Below are 17571 nucleotides of genomic sequence, written 5' to 3' on the forward strand. Positions count from 1 at the left end.
GGCGCGGCTTCGCGAGCGGTGAGGGGCGAGGGGGTCCTGACGCTGTCCCTCATCGGTCTGCTGGGGTTCGGCACGGTCGTCCTCCTCGCCCTGCTCGTCCTGCACGGCTACGTGTGGTGGCGGCTCGTCCGCGGCACCACCCGGCCCGGCCGCACCCGCCGGCGGCTCACGCTGCTCACCGCCGTCCTCACCCTGCTGCCCATGGGCGCGGTCCTGCTGCGGCGCGAGGACTCCGCCGTCAGCACGGCGCTCCAGTGGGTCGGCTTCAGCTGGCTGGGCACCGTCTTCTACCTGTTCCTGGCGCTGCTCGCCCTGGAGCCCGTGCGCTGGGGAGCCACCCGGGTCCTGCGGCGGGCCGGGCGGCGCGACGCCGCCGAGGAGCTCCGGGCGGTGCCCGCACAGCACCCGGCCACGGACGGCGACCCCGCCGCGGCCGGCACGGCACCGGGAGGCGGTGCGCCCCGGGAGGGGGACGGCGTCCCCGACCCGTCCCGCCGGCTGCTCCTGGCCCGCGGCCTGGCGCTGACCGCCGGCGCGGTGGCGCTGGGCACCGCGGGCACCGGCGCGTACCTCGCCAACGCCGCACCGGTCGTCCGCCGGGTCCCGATCACCCTCCCGCGTCTGGACCCGGCCCTCGACGGGCTGCGGATCGTGACCTTCTCCGACGGCCACCTCTCGGCCACCTACGGCGGACGGCGCTTCGAGCGGCTTGTCGAGACCGTCAACGCGCAGCGCCCCGACGTCGTGGCGATCGTCGGTGACCTCGTCGACGGCGACGTCGACCAGCTCCGCGAGGACGTCGCCCCCCTGGCCGACCTGGTCAGCGAGCAGGGCGTCTTCTTCGTGACCGGCAACCACGAGTACTTCGTCGACACCACCGCCTGGCTGCGCCACCTGCCCACGCTCGGCGTCGAGGTGCTGCGCAACGAGCGGGTGCCCGTCACGCGCGGCGGCGCGGCGTTCGACCTGGCCGGCATCGACGACCGGACGGCGGCCGCCTCCAGCCTCCCCGGCCACGGTGCCGACCTCGACACCGCCCTCGACGGCCGCGACGACGCCGTCCCGGTGGTCCTGCTGGCCCACCAGCCGGTCATGGTCGACCAGGCGCGGGCCGCCGGGGTCGACCTGCAGCTGTCCGGGCACACCCACGGCGGCCAGCTGTGGCCCTTCGACTACGCCATCCGCCTGGACCAGCCCGCCGTCGAGGGGCTCTCGCAGTACGGCGGCACGCAGCTCTACGTCACCGCCGGCGCCGGGTACTGGGGGCCGCCGATGCGGGTCGGTGCCCGCCCGGAGGTCACCGTGGTCGAGCTGCGCGCCCCGTGAGCGGCGCGACAGACGTCTCATACGACATGACGTCCGCAGACGTCTACCTGCGCCTACCCTGGCAGCCGTGACGGCGACGACGGCAGGACCGAAGTACCTCTCGGTCCGCGAGCACCTGCGGCGGCGGGTCGGCGCCATGTCCGAGGGGGCGCTGCTGCCCCCGGAGCCGACGCTGTGCGCCGAGTACGGCGTCAGCCGGATCACCCTGCGCCGCGCCGTCGACGGGCTGGTCACCGACGGCCACCTCGTGCGCGAGCAGGGCCGCGGCACCTACGTCACCCGTCCGGCGATCCGGCACGAGTACCGCGAGAGCTTCGTGCACCGCATCGCCGGGTGGAGCTCGGTGATGGCCGAGCAGGGCGCGCAGGTGGGGACGGCGGTGCTGCAGCAGCGCGTCGTCCCGGCGACGGCGGCCGTGGCCGCGGAGCTCTCCCTCGAGGTCGCCACCGACGTCGTCGAGCTCGAGCGGCTGCGCAGCGTCGACGGCGCCCCCAACCACGTGGCGCACAGCTTCCTGCCCGCGGCGCTCTACCCGCGCGCCGTCGAGGAGGACTTCACCGAGGGCTCGCTCTACGACTTCCTGCGCCGCGAGTACGGCGCCGACCTCGCCCACGCCCGGATCGTCGTCGACGTCGGCACCGCGGCCGCCGACGAGGCCGACCTGCTCCGGATCGCCGCCGGGTCACCGCTGCTCGTCGTCCGCACCACCGTGCGCGACAGCGCCGGCCACCCCCTGGTGCACAGCTTCTCCCGGCTGCGCCCGGACGTCAGCCAGGTCGAGTTCGAGGTCTCGGTCACCGGCCGCTGAGCCGGTTACCGTCGAGGGGTGACCACGGCCAGCGGCAGTCGGGAGGTGGCCGCCCCGCGCAGCCGGGTGTGGCGCGCGCTGGCGGTGCTCGAGCCCTACTGCGCGGTCTGCGACGTCTCCTACGTCGTCGACGGCGGGGCCGCCGGCCCCGGCACCACCTTCGTCTGCGTGCCGGGGACGCTGGCCGAGGGCCAGACCCCACGCGCCGGCGCGCCCCGCGGCGAGATCGTCGAGTGGGAGCCCGAGCGGGTGGTCACCACCCGCCTGGAGCTCACGCCGGAGACCTGGACGACGCGCATCGAGCTCGCCGACGCCGACGCCGGCGGCACGCGGGTCACCGTCACGCTCACGCACCAGCCGCGCCGCGTGCGGCTGGCCGACCGGCTCTCCCGCACGGCGCTGCAGCGGATGGTCCAGCGCACCGTCGACGGCGAGCTGGCCAAGCTCCCGGCGCACCTGGAGCAGGTCGCCGCCGACTGACGTGGTGCACCACACGGGGGACGGGAGCGTCACCAGGAGCGCCGCGGGTAGGGGAGGCTCAGGAGCGCCCGGCGACCGGCCGGGTGCCGCATCCCCTCATTGGAGGACAGTCGTGATCGGTTTCCTCGTCGCCGGGCTCGTCATCGGTGCCCTGGCCCGCCTCATCGTCCCGGGCAAGCAGAACCTCGGGATCCTCGCGACCCTCGCGCTGGGCGTCGTCGGCTCGCTCATCGGCGGGCTGATCGCCCAGTTCTTCCGGACGGGCTCCATCTGGGAGCTGAACGTGCTGGGGTTCGTGTGCGCCGTGATCGCCGCCGTCCTGCTCGTCGGCGTCGCCGAGGGCATCGCCGGCCGCAACAACCGCGCCATCCGGCGCTGAGGTCCGCCGGGGGAGCCGGCCGGCCTCACAGGTCGACCGACTCCCCCGGGGCCAGCCGGCTGAACGGGGTGGGCGTGCCGGGGCCGCGCTCGCCGAGCAGCCCGGTCACCAGGCCCAGCCCCGTGTCGTTGAGCAGGCCGTCGTGCACCGCGTACGCCTGGTCGGCGTCCACCGCCCGCACGTAGTCGATGAGCTCGGCGACCTTGGACCACGGCGCGTGCAGCGGCAGCAGCAGCGTCGGCACCGGCGTCCCGGGCACGGTGAGCGCGTCGCCGGGGTGGAACACCTGGCCCTCGACCAGGAAGCCCACGTTGCGCACCCGCGGCAGGTCCGGGTGGATCACCGCGTGCCACTCGCCGTGGACCTGCACCTCGAACCCCGCGGCGGTGATCGCGTCGCCGTCGCCCACTGCGTGCACCCGCGAGCCGAGCCCCTCGAACAGCGCGGCGACGGACGGGTTCGTCCACACCTCGAGCGCCGGGTCGGCCTCCAGCGCTGCCCGCAGCTGCTCGGGCACCAGGTGGTCGGCGTGCTCGTGGGTGACCAGGACGGCGGAGGCCCCCTGGAGCACCGCCGGGTCGGTCCACGCCCCCGGGTCGACGACCAGCCGCCGGTCACCGTCGCTGACCACCACGCAGGCGTGCCCCTGCTTCGTGAGCTCCATGGACCGCATCCTGCCGCCGCGGGCGGAGGGCCGCCGTCTCACCCGGAGGGGTGGTCCCGCGCCCCTCGGCCTCCCGCGGTGCCCGGCCGCTGCCGACCTCTCCCGCATGGCCGCTCCGACCGTCCCGACCAGCACCCCCACCGCGTTCGCGACCACCGCCTACGCCGCCGCCCGCAGCCGGGCGCACGGCCCCACGGCCGCCCTGTGGCACGCCGTGGAGCTGCACCGCCCGGCTCCCGAGGTCGACGGCGCCTGCGAGCTCACCCTCTGCGGCACGCTGGCGCGCGTCAGCCTCGACGAGGAGTGGCCGGCGTCGGCCCGCGACGTGTGCGCCCCCTGCACCGTCCTCACCGGCGGCCCGTCGACCGCGGGCCGCTAGGCGCCCTCGGCGAGCTCCGCGCGCAGGCGGGCCAGCAGGTCCGACCGCGTCCCGGCGCCCAGGCGCTGGCGCATCCGGGAGACGTGGTGCTCCACGGTCTTCGCGGAGATGTAGAGCCGCCCGCCGATCTCCCGGTAGGTCCGCCCCTCCACCACCAGCCGCGCCACCTGCCGCTCCCGGTCGCTGAGCGCACCGGGCGCCGCCGGCGTCGGCGCGGCGTCCTCCCCGCCCTCCGCGGGCGCCTCCCCGTCCGCCGGGTCGACCAGCGTGCGGGCGCAGGCCAGCAGCATCGACCGCACCCGCGGGTCGGTGACCCGCGCGGCGGCCTGTCCCGCCAGGCGTGAGCCGTCCCAGCCCAGCCCGGCCGCCCCGAGCGCCTCCGCCGCCGTGACGACCGCCGCCGGGTCGATCTCGTCGGTCAGGACGTGCAGCCAGCTGCGCCCGGCCTCGGCCAGCGTGGCCGCGTGCGGGGAGGTCCGTGCCGCGGCCACCAGCGCCGCGGCGTGCGGCCGCAGGGCGGCCGGGTCGTCGGTGATGATCGCCGCCTGGGCGCCGCTCCAGTGCAGCGGCGCCGCCCACAGCTCCGGGTCCCCCAGCCGGTGCAGCAGCTCCTGCGCCGCCGCGACGTGGCAGCGCAGCCGGTCGACGTCGCGCAGCCGCGCCGCGGCCACCACGAGCTCGCCCAGGGGCAGCAGCGTGAACAGGTCCACCGGGTGGCGGACCACCGCCTCGCGTGCCCGCACCCACGCGCGCACCAGCGCCGGGACGTCGCTGCTGCGGCGGGCCAGGCCGACCTCGAGGGCCTGCAGGAAGACCTCGTCGCGCGGCTCCAGCGCGCCGTCGCCGGTGTCCTGGGCCTCGGCCGCGAGCTCACGGGCCCGGGTCATCCGCCCGGCCAGCATGGCGATCCACGCCAGCAGCAGCAGGTGCCGGGGCCGGGCCGGACGGCCGCCCAGGTCGGTGTCGACGGCGCGCTGCAGCACGGACTCGGCGACGGTCAGCTCCCCACAGTGCAGGGCGACCAGGGCGGCCAGCGCCGAGGGGGTGTCGACCAGGAGGGCGGTCCGGCCGACCGGTTCCAGCAGCGCCGCGGCGCGGGTGAGCGTGGACAGCGCCGCGGCCACGGTGTCGCCGGCGTCCGTGCCTGACCGCAGCGAGGCGGTGACGCCCTCGGCCATCAGCTCCTCGCTGACCGAGACCATCGTCGGCACCGCGGCCACCGCGCCCCGGGCCTCGGCGACCACGCGGCCGGCGGCGTCGCGGTCCCCGGTGGCCAGCAGCGCCAGGGCCGCCGACCCGGCGTGCTCGGCGCCGGCCAGGCGGTAGAGCTCCGCGGCGCGGCCGAGCAGCCCGCGGCGGGCCAGCACCGCCGCGAGCACGCCGGCGGCGCGCGGCCGGTCCGCGGCGCCCGGGTCGGCGAGGGCGGCGTCGGCCCACCGCACCGCGCCGTCGAGGTCGCCGGTCAGGGCCGCGGCCTGCGCGCGGCGGGCGGCCAGCCCGGTCACCGGGGCCCCGCTGTCGGCGGCGGCCGCCAGCAGCTGCCCGGCCAGGGCGGGATCGGCGGAGAGCGCGGCGTCGGCGTGCCGTTCCAGCAGCGCCGCGGCACGGGGGTCGCGCACCCGCTCGGCGGCCAGACCCAGCGCCAGGTCGACCGGCTCCTCGCCGCGCTCGACGAGCAGCCCGAGCAGCGCCCGCCGGGTGCGCCGTGTGACGTCGGCGGGGGTGGCGGCCAGCAGCACCTCCCGCGCGAGCGGCACCGCCCGGCCGTCGGGCAGCAGCCAGCCGGTGGCCCGCCCGGCGGCGATGAGGTCGGCGACCCGCGCCTCGGGCACGTCCAGCAGCCCGCCGAGGACGCCGTCGTCGAGCGGTGCGCCGGCCGCGACGGCGTGCAGCAGGGCGCGGGTCGGCTCGTCCAGCCCGTCGAGGTCGGCGTGCAGCAGCGCGAGGACCTCCTCGGGGATGACGTCTCCCGCTCCGGGGCACCCGCCGCGGCGGGCGAGGGAGCGCAGCATGCAGTGCACCAGCGCCGGCAGTCCCCCGGTCCGGGTGAGGACGGTGTCGGCGAGCGCGGGTGTGGCGGCCGGACCCAGGCAGGCGCGGGTCCAGCCGGCCACGAGGGCGCGGTCGGCGTGGCCGAGGACCACCGACTGCCGGTCGCCCGGGACCGCCGCCGCGACATCGGCCAGGAGCGCCGTCAGCTCGGACGGCCGGGGCCAGGGCCGGGCGGCGAGGACGACGCGGCCGCCCGGGTGCTCGAGGGCGCGCCGGACGCGGTCGGCGACCTCGCCGGCCATCCGGTGGGCGTCGTCGACGACGAGGACGAAGCCGCCGGGGGCGCCGTCCGGGTCGGCGGTGCGCCCGTCGAGGACCGCCGTCCCGGCCCGACGGTGGGCCGCGGCGAGGTCGTCGAGCAGGTGGGTCTTGCCGGTCCCGGCCGGTCCGGTGACGACGACGGCGCGCGCCGCCGTGGCCCGGGCGACGGGCCCCGTCGGCTCGGATCCCACCGGGACCGGTGCGGACGGACCCGGGCCGTGGACACGGGCGCCGGCGCTCACGGGGTCCCCGACGTGGTGTCGCCGGTGCCCCCGGTGGCCCCGGTGGTCTCGGTGTCGCCGGTCGTCCCCGTGTCGCCGGTCGTCTCGCCGTCGGTTCCCGTGTTGCCGGTCGTCGGGGGGTCCGTCACCGGCTCGGGATCCGGCGTCGTCGGCTGGTCGGGGGTCTCGACCTGCGGCGGGTCGGGGGTCTCCTCCGGCGGCGTGGTCGTCCCCGGGACCGGGGTCGTGGTCGTCACCGGCGGAGCCGGGGTGCCGGTGTCCGGGGTGCTGCTGCCGGGGGCGCTGGTGCCGGTGGTGGTGCTGCCCGGGGTGGCGCCGGTGACCGGTGACGACGTCGTCCCGGGCGCGGTGGTCCCCGCGGGCGGCACCGTCCCCGCGGGCGGCACTCCCTGCCGACCCGCGGTGTCGCCCGGGGAGGCGGACGCCGGGGTGGTCGTGCCGCCGGCGGCCGACGCGGAGCTCGCGCTGCCGCGAGGGGCGACGGTGGTGCCGCCGGCCGACCCCGGCGCCGTCGCCTGCACCGTGCCGGCGTTGCCGGGAGCCGCGGCCGGGGCGTCGGTGGCCGTCCCCTCGCCCGTGGCGCGGGTGCGGCCGCTTCCCGCGCCGCCGCCCGGGGTGCCCCCGGGATCGACGATCGCGGCACCGGCCACCGAGAGGGAGTCCCCGGCGGGGGGCGCCGGGCCGTCCTCAGCGGTCTCCGCCTGGGCCGCCGGGACGTCCCCGGCGGCGGGCGCCGAGGTGTCCCCGGCGCCGAGCACCCCGGTCAGCGCCGGCGGCAGCACGAGCAGCGCCGTCACCAGGGACCCGACCACCAGCGCGCGCCGGGTGCGGCGGGACCGTCCGGGCCGCGCCGGGCCGGCGGCGGAGGGGCGGGCACCGGACGGGCCCCGTGGCGGGGCGGCGGGCACGCGGTGCGGCGGTCGGCCGGCGTCGACGGCGAGACCCACGGCGGGCACGGCCGGCACGTCGGCGACCGGCTCCTCGGCGGCGAGTGCGGCGGCGGCCAGGCCGGCCGCACCGAGCGCGGCGGTGAGCGCGGGATCCGCGCCGAGGACCAGCGGCCGGCCGAGCTCCCCGGACAGCACCTCGGCGACCAGGGGGATGCGGGACCCGCCGCCGGTCAGCACCACGGCGTCGAGGTCCGCGGGGCGCAGGCCGGCGGACTCCGCCGCGGCGGCCAGCCGCGCGGCCGACTCCCGCACGGGGCCGTCGACCAGCTCGTCGAACTCCTCCCGGGTGACCCGCACCGTCTCCGGTCCGGCCGTCACCCGCACGGCGGTCTCCTCCGCGAGCGCCTCCTTGGCGGCCGTGCAGGAACGCCGCAGTGCCGCGGCGGCCGGTCCGTCCAGCGCTGCGGTCAGGCAGCCGAGCACGTGGGCCACGAGCAGGTCGTCCACGTCGCGGCCGGCCCAGGGGTGCGGTGCGGGCGGGGTCGCGAGGTGCACGGGCAGCGCGGCGGCGGGGTCCCCGGGGTCGGGGCCGACGACGGCGACGTCGAGGGTGGCGGCGCCCAGGTCGTACACGGCGACGGCCGGCCGGTCCGGCAGCTCCCCGGCGGCGGTGTGCGCCGCGACGGCGGCGACGGCCGAGGACACCAGCGTGAACCGCGGCGTGCCCGCCTCCTGCAGCGCGGCGGCGAGGGCGCCCCGGCGGTGACCGGACCACGACGGTGGCACCGTGACGACGGTCCACCCGTCCGGTCCGCCCTCCTGCGCCCCGGCCGTCTCCCGCACCTGCCGGACCACCTCGGCCAGCACGGCCGCGGCGGGGACGGGGCGGCCCCCCAGGTGGAGCGGTGTCGCGGCGCCGACCCGCGCCAGGACGTGCGCCGTGCAGGCCCCAGCCGGCGCACCCAGACGGACGCCGTCGTCGGCGATCGTGTACGCGGCGGGGCCGGAGCCTCCGTCCCCCAGCGGGAGGGGCCGGACCTCTCCGGTGCCCGCGCGGGAGACCGCTGCAGCGACCGTCCCGTCCCCGATGTCGATGCCCAGCCCGTACTCGCCGTCGCGCACGGTTCCCCCCCGTCGCACCGTTGCCGGCCCCTGCCGGCGCCGGTACGTCGCAGGACCGTATGCCGTGGACGTCACACGCGTCCCGCTTCTCCCTCCCGTTCGGGCTTGCAGGGTGTGAGTGAGGGGTGACACCCCGGAGCCCCTAACGGTGAGTCAGCGGACACCCCCCATCGAGGTACCACGGGAGGGGCCGACACCCCCATGCCCGGTCCTCCCGGGGGCGGTTGGACTGCTGTCGACAGCCGGCCGACGGCGGACGGCTCACCGACACGGAGGACCAGCCATGACGGACATCGCGCACTCGCTGCTCGACTTCATCCTCGACCTGTTCCGCGACTCCGAGGCCGCCGACGCCTATGCGGCCGACCCGGTCGGCGCCCTGGCCGCCGCGGGCGTCGACGCCACACCGGCCGAGGTCGACGACCTGATGCCGATGGTCGCCGGGTACGCGCCGGTCACCTGGGGCGGGCACGGCGGTGGCTCCGCCCCGGCCGCCCCGGTCCACCACACACCGTGGCAGCACGGGCACTGCGACGACGACGAGGCGCCCCGCACCGCCCCCGTGGCGGACCACGACGACCACCACGCGCCGAGCACCCCGTCGGCCCCGGCCCCCGCGCCGACCACCGGCGGCGACCACCACGAGGACCACCACGAGGACCACCACCACGACCACCACGACGACGACCACGGCGGCGCCCCGGGCGGCGGCGGCGGCCCCGCCCCGGCACCCGCCCCCGCGCCCGTCCCGGCCGGCAGCAGCGAGACGGTGGTCATCACCCACCTGCAGAACATCTCGGTGACCTACACCGACGTCGACGTGGAGATCGACGCCTCGCACAGCATCTGGGTCAGCGGCGACGCGCAGGCGATCTTCGGCGACGACAACGTCGTGTCCGACGACGGCATCGCCGCCGGCGGCGACGTCGAGGGCGCCGAGGTCGACAGCAGCGACGACGACACCACCGTCACCGTGACCGACTCGGGCAACAGCTACGACGTCTCCGGCGACGGCAACGCCGTCGGCCGCGGCAACACGACCGACAACTCCGTCGACGACTCGGACAACTCGGTCGACAACTCCGACGACTCGGACCACTCGGTCAACGGGTCGTTCAACGGCAACGACCTGTCGGACGACTCCGGCCAGGACAACTCCGACAACTCGGTCAACGGGTCGTTCAACGGCAACGACCTGTCCGACGACGACGGCAACGGCTCCTTCAACGGCAACGACCTCTCGGACAACTCGGACAACTCGGTCGACGACTCCGACAACTCCGTCGACAACTCGGTGGACGGCTCGTTCAACGGCAACGACCTCTCGCAGGACCTCTCGCAGGACAACGACGGGGTCGACGACTCGCTCAACGGCAACGACCTCTCCGACGACGACGGGGTCGACGACTCGCTCAACGGCAACGACCTCTCGGAGGACAACGACGGCAACGGGTCGTTCAACGGCAACGACCTCTCGCAGGACAACGACGGGGTCGACGACTCGCTCAACGGCAACGACCTGTCCGACGACGACGGCAACGGGTCGTTCAACGGCAACGACCTCTCCGACGACGACCTGCTCGACGTCGACCACGCGGTGGTCGTCCCGGTCGAGGTGGACCCCGTCCCCTGATCCCGACGACCGCGCCCGGCCCCGGCGTCTCCCGCGCCGGGGCCGGGCTGCTCCCCGTCCGCCGCCGGTCCCCGTGGTGGGATGACCGGACGCCGAGGAGGTGACCGTGGCCACAGCGGAGCAGCTCGTCGACCGCGTGCTGGCCCTCGCCGAGGAGTGCGGGCGGCCCGACCTGCAGCGCCGGCTCACCCAGGTGCGCGGCAGGCACGCGGCCCCGGGTGTGCGCGTCCTCGTGCTGGGCGAGCCCAAGCAGGGCAAGAGCTCGCTGGTCAACGCCCTGACCGGGGTGCCCGTGTGCCCGGTCGCCGACGACGTCGCCACCGTCGTCCCCACGGTGGTGCGCAACGGGGACGCGCCGCGGGCCACGCTGGTGCGTGCGGTCGGGCCCTCGTCGGGGGAGCCGGGCGCCGAGCCGGCCACCGAGCGGGTGCCCGTACCGGTCGAGACGGTCGCCGCCCGCGTCGCCGGGGCCAGAGCCGGAGCAGGAGCCGGAGCCGGAGCAGGAGCCGGAGCTGGAGCCGAGCGGATCGTGCAGGCCGAGGTGGAGCTGCCGCGGCGGCTGCTCGCGGGCGGGCTGGAGCTGGTCGACACCGCCGGCGTCGGCGGCCTCGGGGTGGCGCACGCGCTGAGCACCCTGGACCTGCTGCCCACCGCCGACGCCGTCCTGTTCGTCTCCGACGCCAGCCAGGAGTTCACCGCGCCGGAGATGGCCCTCCTCGAGCAGGCCACCGCGCTGTGCCCGACGGTGGTCTGCGTCCTGACCAAGACCGACACCTGTCCCGACTGGCGGCGCATCACCGAGCTCGACCGCGGCCACCTCGCCGCCCGCGGCCTCGACGCACCGGTGTTCGCCGTCTCCTCGACGCTGGCGCTGCTCGCCGTGCAGCACCGCGACCGCGAGCTGCACGAGGAGTCCGGCCTGGCCCCGCTGGTCACCCACCTGCAGGACGAGGTGGCCGGCCGGGCCGCGACGCTGGCCCGCCGCTCCCTCGTGCACGACCTCACCGCCGTGACCGCCCACCTGTCGCCGGCGCTGCGGTCGGAGCTGCGCAGCCTGGAGGACCCCGCCTCGCGCGAGGCGCTGCTGGCCGAGCTGGAGGAGGCCCGCACCGCCGTGGACGAGCAGCGCCGCCGGTCCTCACGCTGGCAGCAGGTGCTGGGCGACGGCGTCACCGACCTCATGGCCGACATCGACCACGATCTGCGGGACCGCTCCCGGGTCGTCGTCCGCGAGGCCGAGGAGGTCATCGCCGCCCGCGACCCCGGCCCGGCCTGGCCGGAGATCACCGCCTGGCTCGATCAGCGCGTCGCCGCCGCGGTCGCCGACAGCTACGTGTGGGCCGAGCAGCGGTCCCGGTGGCTGGCCGAGCAGGTTCTCGAGCAGGTCGTCCGCGACGGCGGCGGAACGGTCCCGGCGCTGGAGGTCGGCACCGCCGGTGACGCGCTCTCCACCCTGGTCGACCTCCCCGGCATCGACGACGGTGCCATGACGCTGCGCGAGCGCGCGCTCATCGGCCTGCGCGGCTCCTACACCGGCGTGCTCATGACCGGCCTGGTCACCAGCCTGGCGGGGCTGGCCATCATCAACCCGTTCTCGCTGGCCGCCGGCGTCCTGCTGGGCCGCAAGGCCTACAACGACGACGCCAGACAGCGGCGGCAGCGGCGGGAGGCCGAGGCGCGCACCGTCGTCCGCCGGCACCTCGACGAGGTGGTCTTCCAGGTGGGCAAGCACCTCAAGGACCGGCTGCGCACGGTGCAGCGCACGTTGCGGGACCTGGTCGCCGACACCACCGACGAGACCGCCCGCACCCTCGCCGACGCCGTCAGGGCGGCCCAGCGGTCGGCGAAGGAGGCCACCGCCGACCACGAGGCCCGCATCCGCGCGCTGCGCTCCCGGCTCGAGCGCCTCGACCGGCTCACCGCCGAGGTCGCCCGGCTCGACCGGGCCCCGGTGCCGGCCCCGTGACGGACCACCCCCTGACCGACGACGTCCGGGCGCTCCTCGACGACGCACGGGTCCGCTGGGCGGGCGTGCCGGAGGCGGCGCGGCGGCTGGCTGCGGCCCGCCGGCGGCTGGACGGACCGCTGCGGGTGGCGCTGGTCGGCCGGGTGAAGGCGGGCAAGTCCACGCTGCTCAACGCCCTGGTGGGTGCCCGGGTCGCGCCCACCGACGCCGGTGAGTGCACCCGGGTGGTGACGGAGTACCGGCACGGCGCGGTGCCCCGGGTCGTGCAGCACGGCACCGACGGCGCCGCCCGCGACCTGCCCGTGCGGCGGGTCGGCGGCGGCCTGCGGCTGGACCTCGCCGGCACGCCGCCGGAGGACGTCGCCGCGCTGGTCGTGGACTGGCCCTCCCCGGACCTGCTCGGCGCCACCCTCGTCGACACCCCGGGCACCGGGTCGCTGTCGGCGGGCACCAGCGACCGCACGCACGCCTTCCTCGGCACCGGCGCCGGGCTCGCCGGCGCCGACGCGGTCGTGCACCTGACCCGCCAGCCGCAGCCCGACGATCTCGCCGTCCTGCGCGCCTTCCAGGCCGCCACCGGCGCCACCGGGACCCTGACGACGACGATCACCGTGCTGTCCCGCGCCGACGAGGTCGGCGCCGGGCGGATGGACGCGCTGCAGGCGGCCGCGGCGGTGGCCCGCCGGATGTCGGCCGACCCGCAGCTGCGGGCGGTCAGCTCCGCCGTCGTCCCCGTGGCCGGGCAGCTCGCCCTGGCCGGGCGGACGCTGCGGCACGGCGACCTCCTCGCCCTGCGCGCGCTGGCCGGCGCCGACCCGGCGGCGGTGACCTCGGTGCTGCTCACCGCCGACCGCTTCTGCCGGGCCGAGACCGCCGTCCCGCTGTCGGCGGAGGTGCGGACCTCGCTGCTCGAGCGGCTGGGGCTCTTCGGCACCCGGCTGTCGGTCGCGCTGGTCCGGACCGGGATCGACGACGCCGACGCGCTGGCCGCCGAGCTCCTGCGCCGCAGCGGCCTGACCGAGCTGCAGCGGCTGCTGCAGGTGCACGTCACCGCCCGCGGCGGGCCGGTCCGGGCGGCCGCGGCGCTGCGGCTGGTGGAGGAGCTGCTCGACGAGCACCCGGTCGGCGGCGCCGACGCGGTGCGGGCGGAGGTCGAGCGGATCCGGCTGTCCTCCGACGACGTCGCGGAGCTGGCGCTGCTGGCCCACACCCGGGCGCCCGGCGGTCCCCTGCCGGCCGCGTTGCTGACCGAGGGGGAGCGGCTGCTCGGCGTCGCGGGGACCACGCCGGCCGCGCGGCTGGGACTGCCCGAGGGCTCGCCCGAGGGGGCGCTGCGGGCCGCGGCCGTGCAGGCGCTGCGGCGCTGGCGGGAGGCGGCGGGCGACCCGCTGGCCGACCGGGCGGCCGCCGACGCCGCCGACGTGGTGGTGCGCTCCTGCGAGGGGGTCCTCGCCGCGCTCGCCGACGGGTCAGCGGGGGCGGGACCAGGCCCGGGCGGCGCGGGTGGACAGCGCCACCGGGACCAGCAGGAACAGGACGGCGGCGGCGAGCAGCGCGACGCGGTCGAGGTCGGCGTCCCCGGCGGCGGTGCTCTGCGCGACGCCGAGGACGAGCAGGGTCGGTAGCAGCAGCGCCGGCAGCAGCCGGCAGGCCCACGCGCGGCGCCGCAGGGCGAGGGCGGTGCCGGCGACCATGAGCGCGGTGACCAGCCCGACCGCGCCGCCGACCGCGGCGATCGTCGCGGCGACGGCGCCGGAGACCTCTGCGGCCGACGCGGCGGGATCGCCGGCGGTCGCGGCGGCGGTCAGCCGTGCGTCGAGCGCCGCGCGGTCGAGCAGCAGCGCGAGCAGGCCGGCGGCGGCTGCCAGGGCCCCGGCCCAGCACAGCAGGCCGGCGGCGCGGACGGCGCCCGGGCGCGGTGGCACCGCCGGGGTGAGCGGCGCGGCGAGGGCGCTGGTGAGCGGAGGCCGGGGCGGTGCGGGCCGGCCGGCGGGGCCGGGCGCCCGGACGGGCCCGCGGGGCAGCGGCCGTTCTCCGAGGGCGGCCTCCGTCGTCCCGGTCGAGCCTGCGTCCACCGTCGCTCCCCTCCGCTGGCGTGCGGGCAGGGTGTCACCGCGCCGGAGCCGCACCGGAGCGGCACCGGGCCGCCTGGGCGGTGACGGTCCGGGTGGCCCCGTGTCGGCGCCCTGCGTTGTGCGACGACAGCGTTGCGTCACCGACCGGTGAGCCTCGCCGGGCGCTTCGCGAGGAATGCCTCGACCGCCTCGCTGTGGTCGGCGGTCTGCCCGAGCTCGGTCTGCAGCCGCGCCTCGAGGGCGAGGGTCTCCTCCAGCGTGTCGGTGGGTGCGCCGGCCAGCACCGTCTTCAGCGCGCGGTAGGCCGCGGTCGGCCCGCCGGCCAGCCGCTCGGCCAGCGCCCGCGCCGCGCCGAGCACCTCGCCGGCGTCCACGACCCGGTGTACCACGCCCCACTGCAGCGCGGTCTCGGCCGGGAAGGCGTCGGGCAGCAGCAGCAGCTCGGTGGCCCGGCCGACGCCCACGGTGTGCACCAGCCGGGCCGCCAGCGCCGAGTCGCTGGACAGCCCGATGCCGGTGAACGCCGTCGTGAACTTCGCCCCCGCGGCGGCCACCCGCAGGTCGGCGGCCATGGCCAGCCCGAGCCCGGCCCCGGCGCACGCGCCGTTGACCGCGGCGACGACCGGCACCCGCAGCCCCGCCAGTGCCAGGACCAGCGGGTTGTACTCCTCCTCGACCACCGACAGCGAGGTGGCGGCGTCCCCGCGCAGGGACTCGACGTGCTCGGCGAGGTCCTGGCCCACGCAGAACGCCCGGCCGGTCCCGGTCAGCAGCACCGCGCGGACCGCGTCGTCGTCGGCGATGCCCCGCACGACGTCGAGCAGCTCCCGGCGCGCGACCCGCGTGAGCCCCGCCTGCCGCAGCGTCACGGTCGCGACGCCGCCGGCGTCCTCCCGGGTCACGGTCTCGGGCATCGTGTCCTCCTTCGTCCCTCGTCGTCGTCCCTCGTCGTCGGCCCTCGTCGCCGGCCGCCGTCCGGTCGGACACCGCCGTCCTCCCGCACCGCAGCGCGTCCTCCCTCACCGTCCACCATGGGGGAGGACACGCGACGATCAGGTTCCCTGGTCGTGGCCGCCCCCCTGTGACGGGTGGGAGGTGTGCGCTGCCAGGTGGCATGAGTAAGGTGTGCCTGCCCTTGGTCGAGCCGGGGGTGTCCCGCCCCCGACAGATGGGTCAGCCATGGGCCAGGCATTCCTCGCCAGCTACCTGATCGGCCTCCGCGAGGGGCTCGAGGCCACGCTCGTGGTGAGCATCCTCGTCGCCTACCTGGTCAAGTCCGGACGGCGCCGCCAGCTGCTGCCCCTGTGGGCCGGGGTGGCCGCGGCCGTGGTCCTGTCGGTGCTGTTCGGCGCGCTGCTGACCTACACCGAGACGACGCTGCTGGCCGACTACCGCTCCCGCGAGCTGTTCGAGGCGATCACCTCGGTGCTGGCCGTCGTCCTGGTCACCTGGATGATCTTCTGGATGCGGCGCACCGCGCGCCGGCTCAAGGGCGAGCTCACCGGACGGCTCGAGGCCGCGATCGGCGTGGGCACGCTCGCCGTCGCCGGCATCGCCTTCCTGTCGGTGGTCCGGGAGGGCCTGGAGACGACGCTGCTCTTCTACGCCGCCGCGCAGGGCGCCACGACGACGGCGACCCCGCTGGTGGCCATCTCCGCGGGCGTCCTGACCGCCGTGGTCGTCGGCATCGGGCTCTACGCCGGGGCCATCCGGATCAACCTGTCGCGGTTCTTCACCGTCAGCGGCGTGCTGCTGGTCTTCGTCGCCGCCGGCATCTTCAAGTACGGCGTCCACGACTTCCAGGAGGCCGGCGTGCTGCCCGGCCTGGACACCCTGGCCTTCGACGTCTCCGGCGTCCTGGACCCCAACAGCTGGTACGGCGCCACGATCGCCGGCGTCCTCAACATCACCGCCACGCCGACGGTGCTCGAGATGGTCGCCTACGCCGCCTACCTGGTGCCGGTCCTCGCCGCCTTCCTCTGGCCGGCCCGCACGCCCGCACCGGCCCCGGCGCCCAACGTGGTCGCCGACGCACCGCGGACCGGCGCCCCCACCCCGTCCTCCGGTGCCACCCCGGCCCGGACCACCTCCTCGCAGTCGGAGTCCACCCAGCATGTCCGTGCGTGACCGCCGCCTCCCCCTCCTCACCGCCGGCCTGCTGGCCGCGCTGACCACCGCCGCGTGCGGCGCTGCCGACGGCGGCACCGCCGCGGACGCCGGCGGGGAGGCCGCCGACACGGTCACCGTGGCGGCCACCGACGACGCCTGCGACGTCGCCAGCTCCGGCTTCCCCGCCGGGACCCACCAGTTCCAGGTGACCAACAGCGGCAGCCAGGTCACCGAGTTCTACGTCTACGCCGACGGGGACCGGGTGATGGGCGAGGTGGAGAACATCGCCCCGGGCCTGACCCGCGAGCTGCTCGTCGAGCTGCCCGCCGGCACGTACGCGGCCACCTGCAAGCCGGGCATGGTCGGCGACGGCATCCGCAGCGACCTCACCGTCACCGGCGAGGCGGCGCAGCTGTCGGAGGACGAGACCCTCTCCCAGGCCGGCACCGACTACCAGCGCTACGTGCAGAGCCAGACCGGCGCGCTGCTGGAGCAGACCACCGCCTTCGTCGACGCGGTCAAGGGCGGCGACGTCGAGGGCGCCAAGGCGCTCTACCCGGTGGCCCGCACCTACTGGGAGCGGATCGAGCCGGTGGCCGAGAGCTTCGGCGACCTCGACCCGATCATCGACGGCCGCGAGGGCGACCAGGCCGAGGGCGAGGACTTCACCGGCTTCCACCGCATCGAGCAGGCGCTGTGGGTGGGCGGCACCACCGAGGGCATGGCGCCCTACGCCGACGAGCTGCTGGCCGACGTGCAGCAGGTCGTCGACCGCGCCAACGGGACGACGCTGGAGCCGCTGCAGCTGGCCAACGGCGCCAAGGCCCTCCTCGACGAGATCGCCACCGGCAAGATCACCGGCGAGGAGGAGCGGTACTCCCACACCGACCTGTGGGACTTCGCCGCCAACCTCGAGGGCTCCGAGGCCGCCGTCCAGGCGCTGCGTCCCTACCTCGAGGAGGCCGACCCCGACCTGGTCGCCCAGCTCGACGAGCGGTTCGCCGCCGCCGAGGCCGAGCTCGAGCAGTACCGCACCGACGGCGGCTGGACGCTGCACGACCAGCTCACCGAGGACCAGCTGCAGGGGCTCTCGGACCGCATCACCGCGCTGAGCGAGTCGGTCGGGCAGGTCGCGGCGGTCGTCGCGGACCAGTGACGGCCGACCGGTGACCGGCGCGACACCTC

Annotated in this window: 14 protein-coding genes; 10 read left to right on the forward strand and 4 right to left on the reverse strand. The window is 77.1% G+C overall.

Features of this window, described 5'->3' with window-relative positions; genetic code table 11:
* The first annotated feature begins 18 nt into the window (after positions 1–18).
* From ACWIZO_RS06975 to ACWIZO_RS06990, 4 genes are all read left to right on the forward strand, one after another.
* Positions 19–1326 carry a metallophosphoesterase gene (locus tag ACWIZO_RS06975; RefSeq protein WP_448641768.1) on the forward strand — a complete coding sequence of 436 codons (1308 nt, stop codon included), beginning with the start codon at positions 19–21 and terminating at the stop codon, positions 1324–1326.
* 67 nt (positions 1327–1393) lie between these two features.
* Complete coding sequence (locus tag ACWIZO_RS06980; RefSeq protein ID WP_448641769.1) at positions 1394–2134, forward strand: GntR family transcriptional regulator; 741 nt, start codon at positions 1394–1396, stop codon at positions 2132–2134.
* An 18-nt stretch (positions 2135–2152) separates the two neighbouring features.
* On the forward strand, positions 2153–2614 hold the full coding sequence (locus tag ACWIZO_RS06985) for an SRPBCC family protein (protein ID WP_448641770.1): 462 nt from the start codon (positions 2153–2155) through the stop codon (positions 2612–2614).
* Positions 2615–2726: 112 nt separating this feature from the next.
* A complete protein-coding gene (locus ACWIZO_RS06990; RefSeq protein ID WP_446758019.1) occupies positions 2727–2993 on the forward strand; it encodes a GlsB/YeaQ/YmgE family stress response membrane protein in 267 nt (88 codons plus the stop codon).
* Positions 2994–3018: 25 nt separating this feature from the next.
* Here ACWIZO_RS06990 and ACWIZO_RS06995 read toward each other — a convergent pair whose 3' ends face one another.
* Entirely contained in the window at positions 3019–3657 is a 639-nt protein-coding gene (locus ACWIZO_RS06995) for an MBL fold metallo-hydrolase (RefSeq protein ID WP_448641771.1), read from the reverse strand.
* A 106-nt stretch (positions 3658–3763) separates the two neighbouring features.
* On the opposite strand from ACWIZO_RS06995, the gene ACWIZO_RS07000 reads away from it, so the two are divergent.
* Complete coding sequence (locus ACWIZO_RS07000; protein WP_448641772.1) at positions 3764–4036, forward strand: hypothetical protein; 273 nt, start codon at positions 3764–3766, stop codon at positions 4034–4036.
* Here the strand turns inward: ACWIZO_RS07000 and ACWIZO_RS07005 are convergent.
* Both ACWIZO_RS07005 and ACWIZO_RS07010 read right to left on the reverse strand, forming a co-directional pair.
* A complete protein-coding gene (locus ACWIZO_RS07005) occupies positions 4033–6540 on the reverse strand; it encodes a LuxR C-terminal-related transcriptional regulator (protein ID WP_448641773.1) in 2508 nt (835 codons plus the stop codon). The genes ACWIZO_RS07000 and ACWIZO_RS07005 overlap by 4 nt on opposite strands.
* Positions 6541–6587: 47 nt before the next feature.
* A complete protein-coding gene (locus ACWIZO_RS07010) occupies positions 6588–8603 on the reverse strand; it encodes an Hsp70 family protein (RefSeq protein ID WP_448641774.1) in 2016 nt (671 codons plus the stop codon).
* Positions 8604–8886: 283 nt separating this feature from the next.
* On the opposite strand from ACWIZO_RS07010, the gene ACWIZO_RS07015 reads away from it, so the two are divergent.
* The 3 genes from ACWIZO_RS07015 (at position 8887) to ACWIZO_RS07025 (ending at position 13827) form a co-directional block, all read left to right on the forward strand.
* Positions 8887–10236: an IniB N-terminal domain-containing protein gene (locus ACWIZO_RS07015; RefSeq protein ID WP_448641775.1), complete on the forward strand. Its 1350-nt coding sequence runs from the start codon at positions 8887–8889 to the stop codon at positions 10234–10236.
* Between the two features lie 106 nt (positions 10237–10342).
* Entirely contained in the window at positions 10343–12202 is a 1860-nt protein-coding gene (locus ACWIZO_RS07020) for a dynamin family protein (RefSeq protein WP_448641776.1), read from the forward strand.
* A complete protein-coding gene (locus tag ACWIZO_RS07025; protein WP_448641777.1) occupies positions 12199–13827 on the forward strand; it encodes a dynamin family protein in 1629 nt (542 codons plus the stop codon). The genes ACWIZO_RS07020 and ACWIZO_RS07025 overlap by 4 nt, the downstream gene beginning before the upstream one ends.
* 587 nt (positions 13828–14414) lie before the next feature.
* On the opposite strand, the gene ACWIZO_RS07030 is transcribed toward ACWIZO_RS07025, so the two are convergent.
* Entirely contained in the window at positions 14415–15191 is a 777-nt protein-coding gene (locus ACWIZO_RS07030; protein ID WP_448641778.1) for an enoyl-CoA hydratase-related protein, read from the reverse strand.
* A 265-nt stretch (positions 15192–15456) separates the two neighbouring features.
* Here ACWIZO_RS07030 and efeU point away from each other — a divergent pair, with 265 nt between their 5' ends.
* Both efeU and efeO read left to right on the forward strand, forming a co-directional pair.
* Positions 15457–16404, forward strand: a complete 948-nt coding sequence (gene efeU, locus ACWIZO_RS07035; protein WP_448641779.1) for an iron uptake transporter permease EfeU — start codon at positions 15457–15459, stop codon at positions 16402–16404.
* On the forward strand, positions 16397–17542 hold the full coding sequence (gene efeO, locus ACWIZO_RS07040; RefSeq protein ID WP_448641780.1) for an iron uptake system protein EfeO: 1146 nt from the start codon (positions 16397–16399) through the stop codon (positions 17540–17542). Before efeU ends, efeO begins: the two co-directional genes overlap by 8 nt.
* Positions 17543–17571: the final 29 nt, after the last annotated feature.

This window comes from Geodermatophilus sp. URMC 63, from assembly GCF_053502565.1.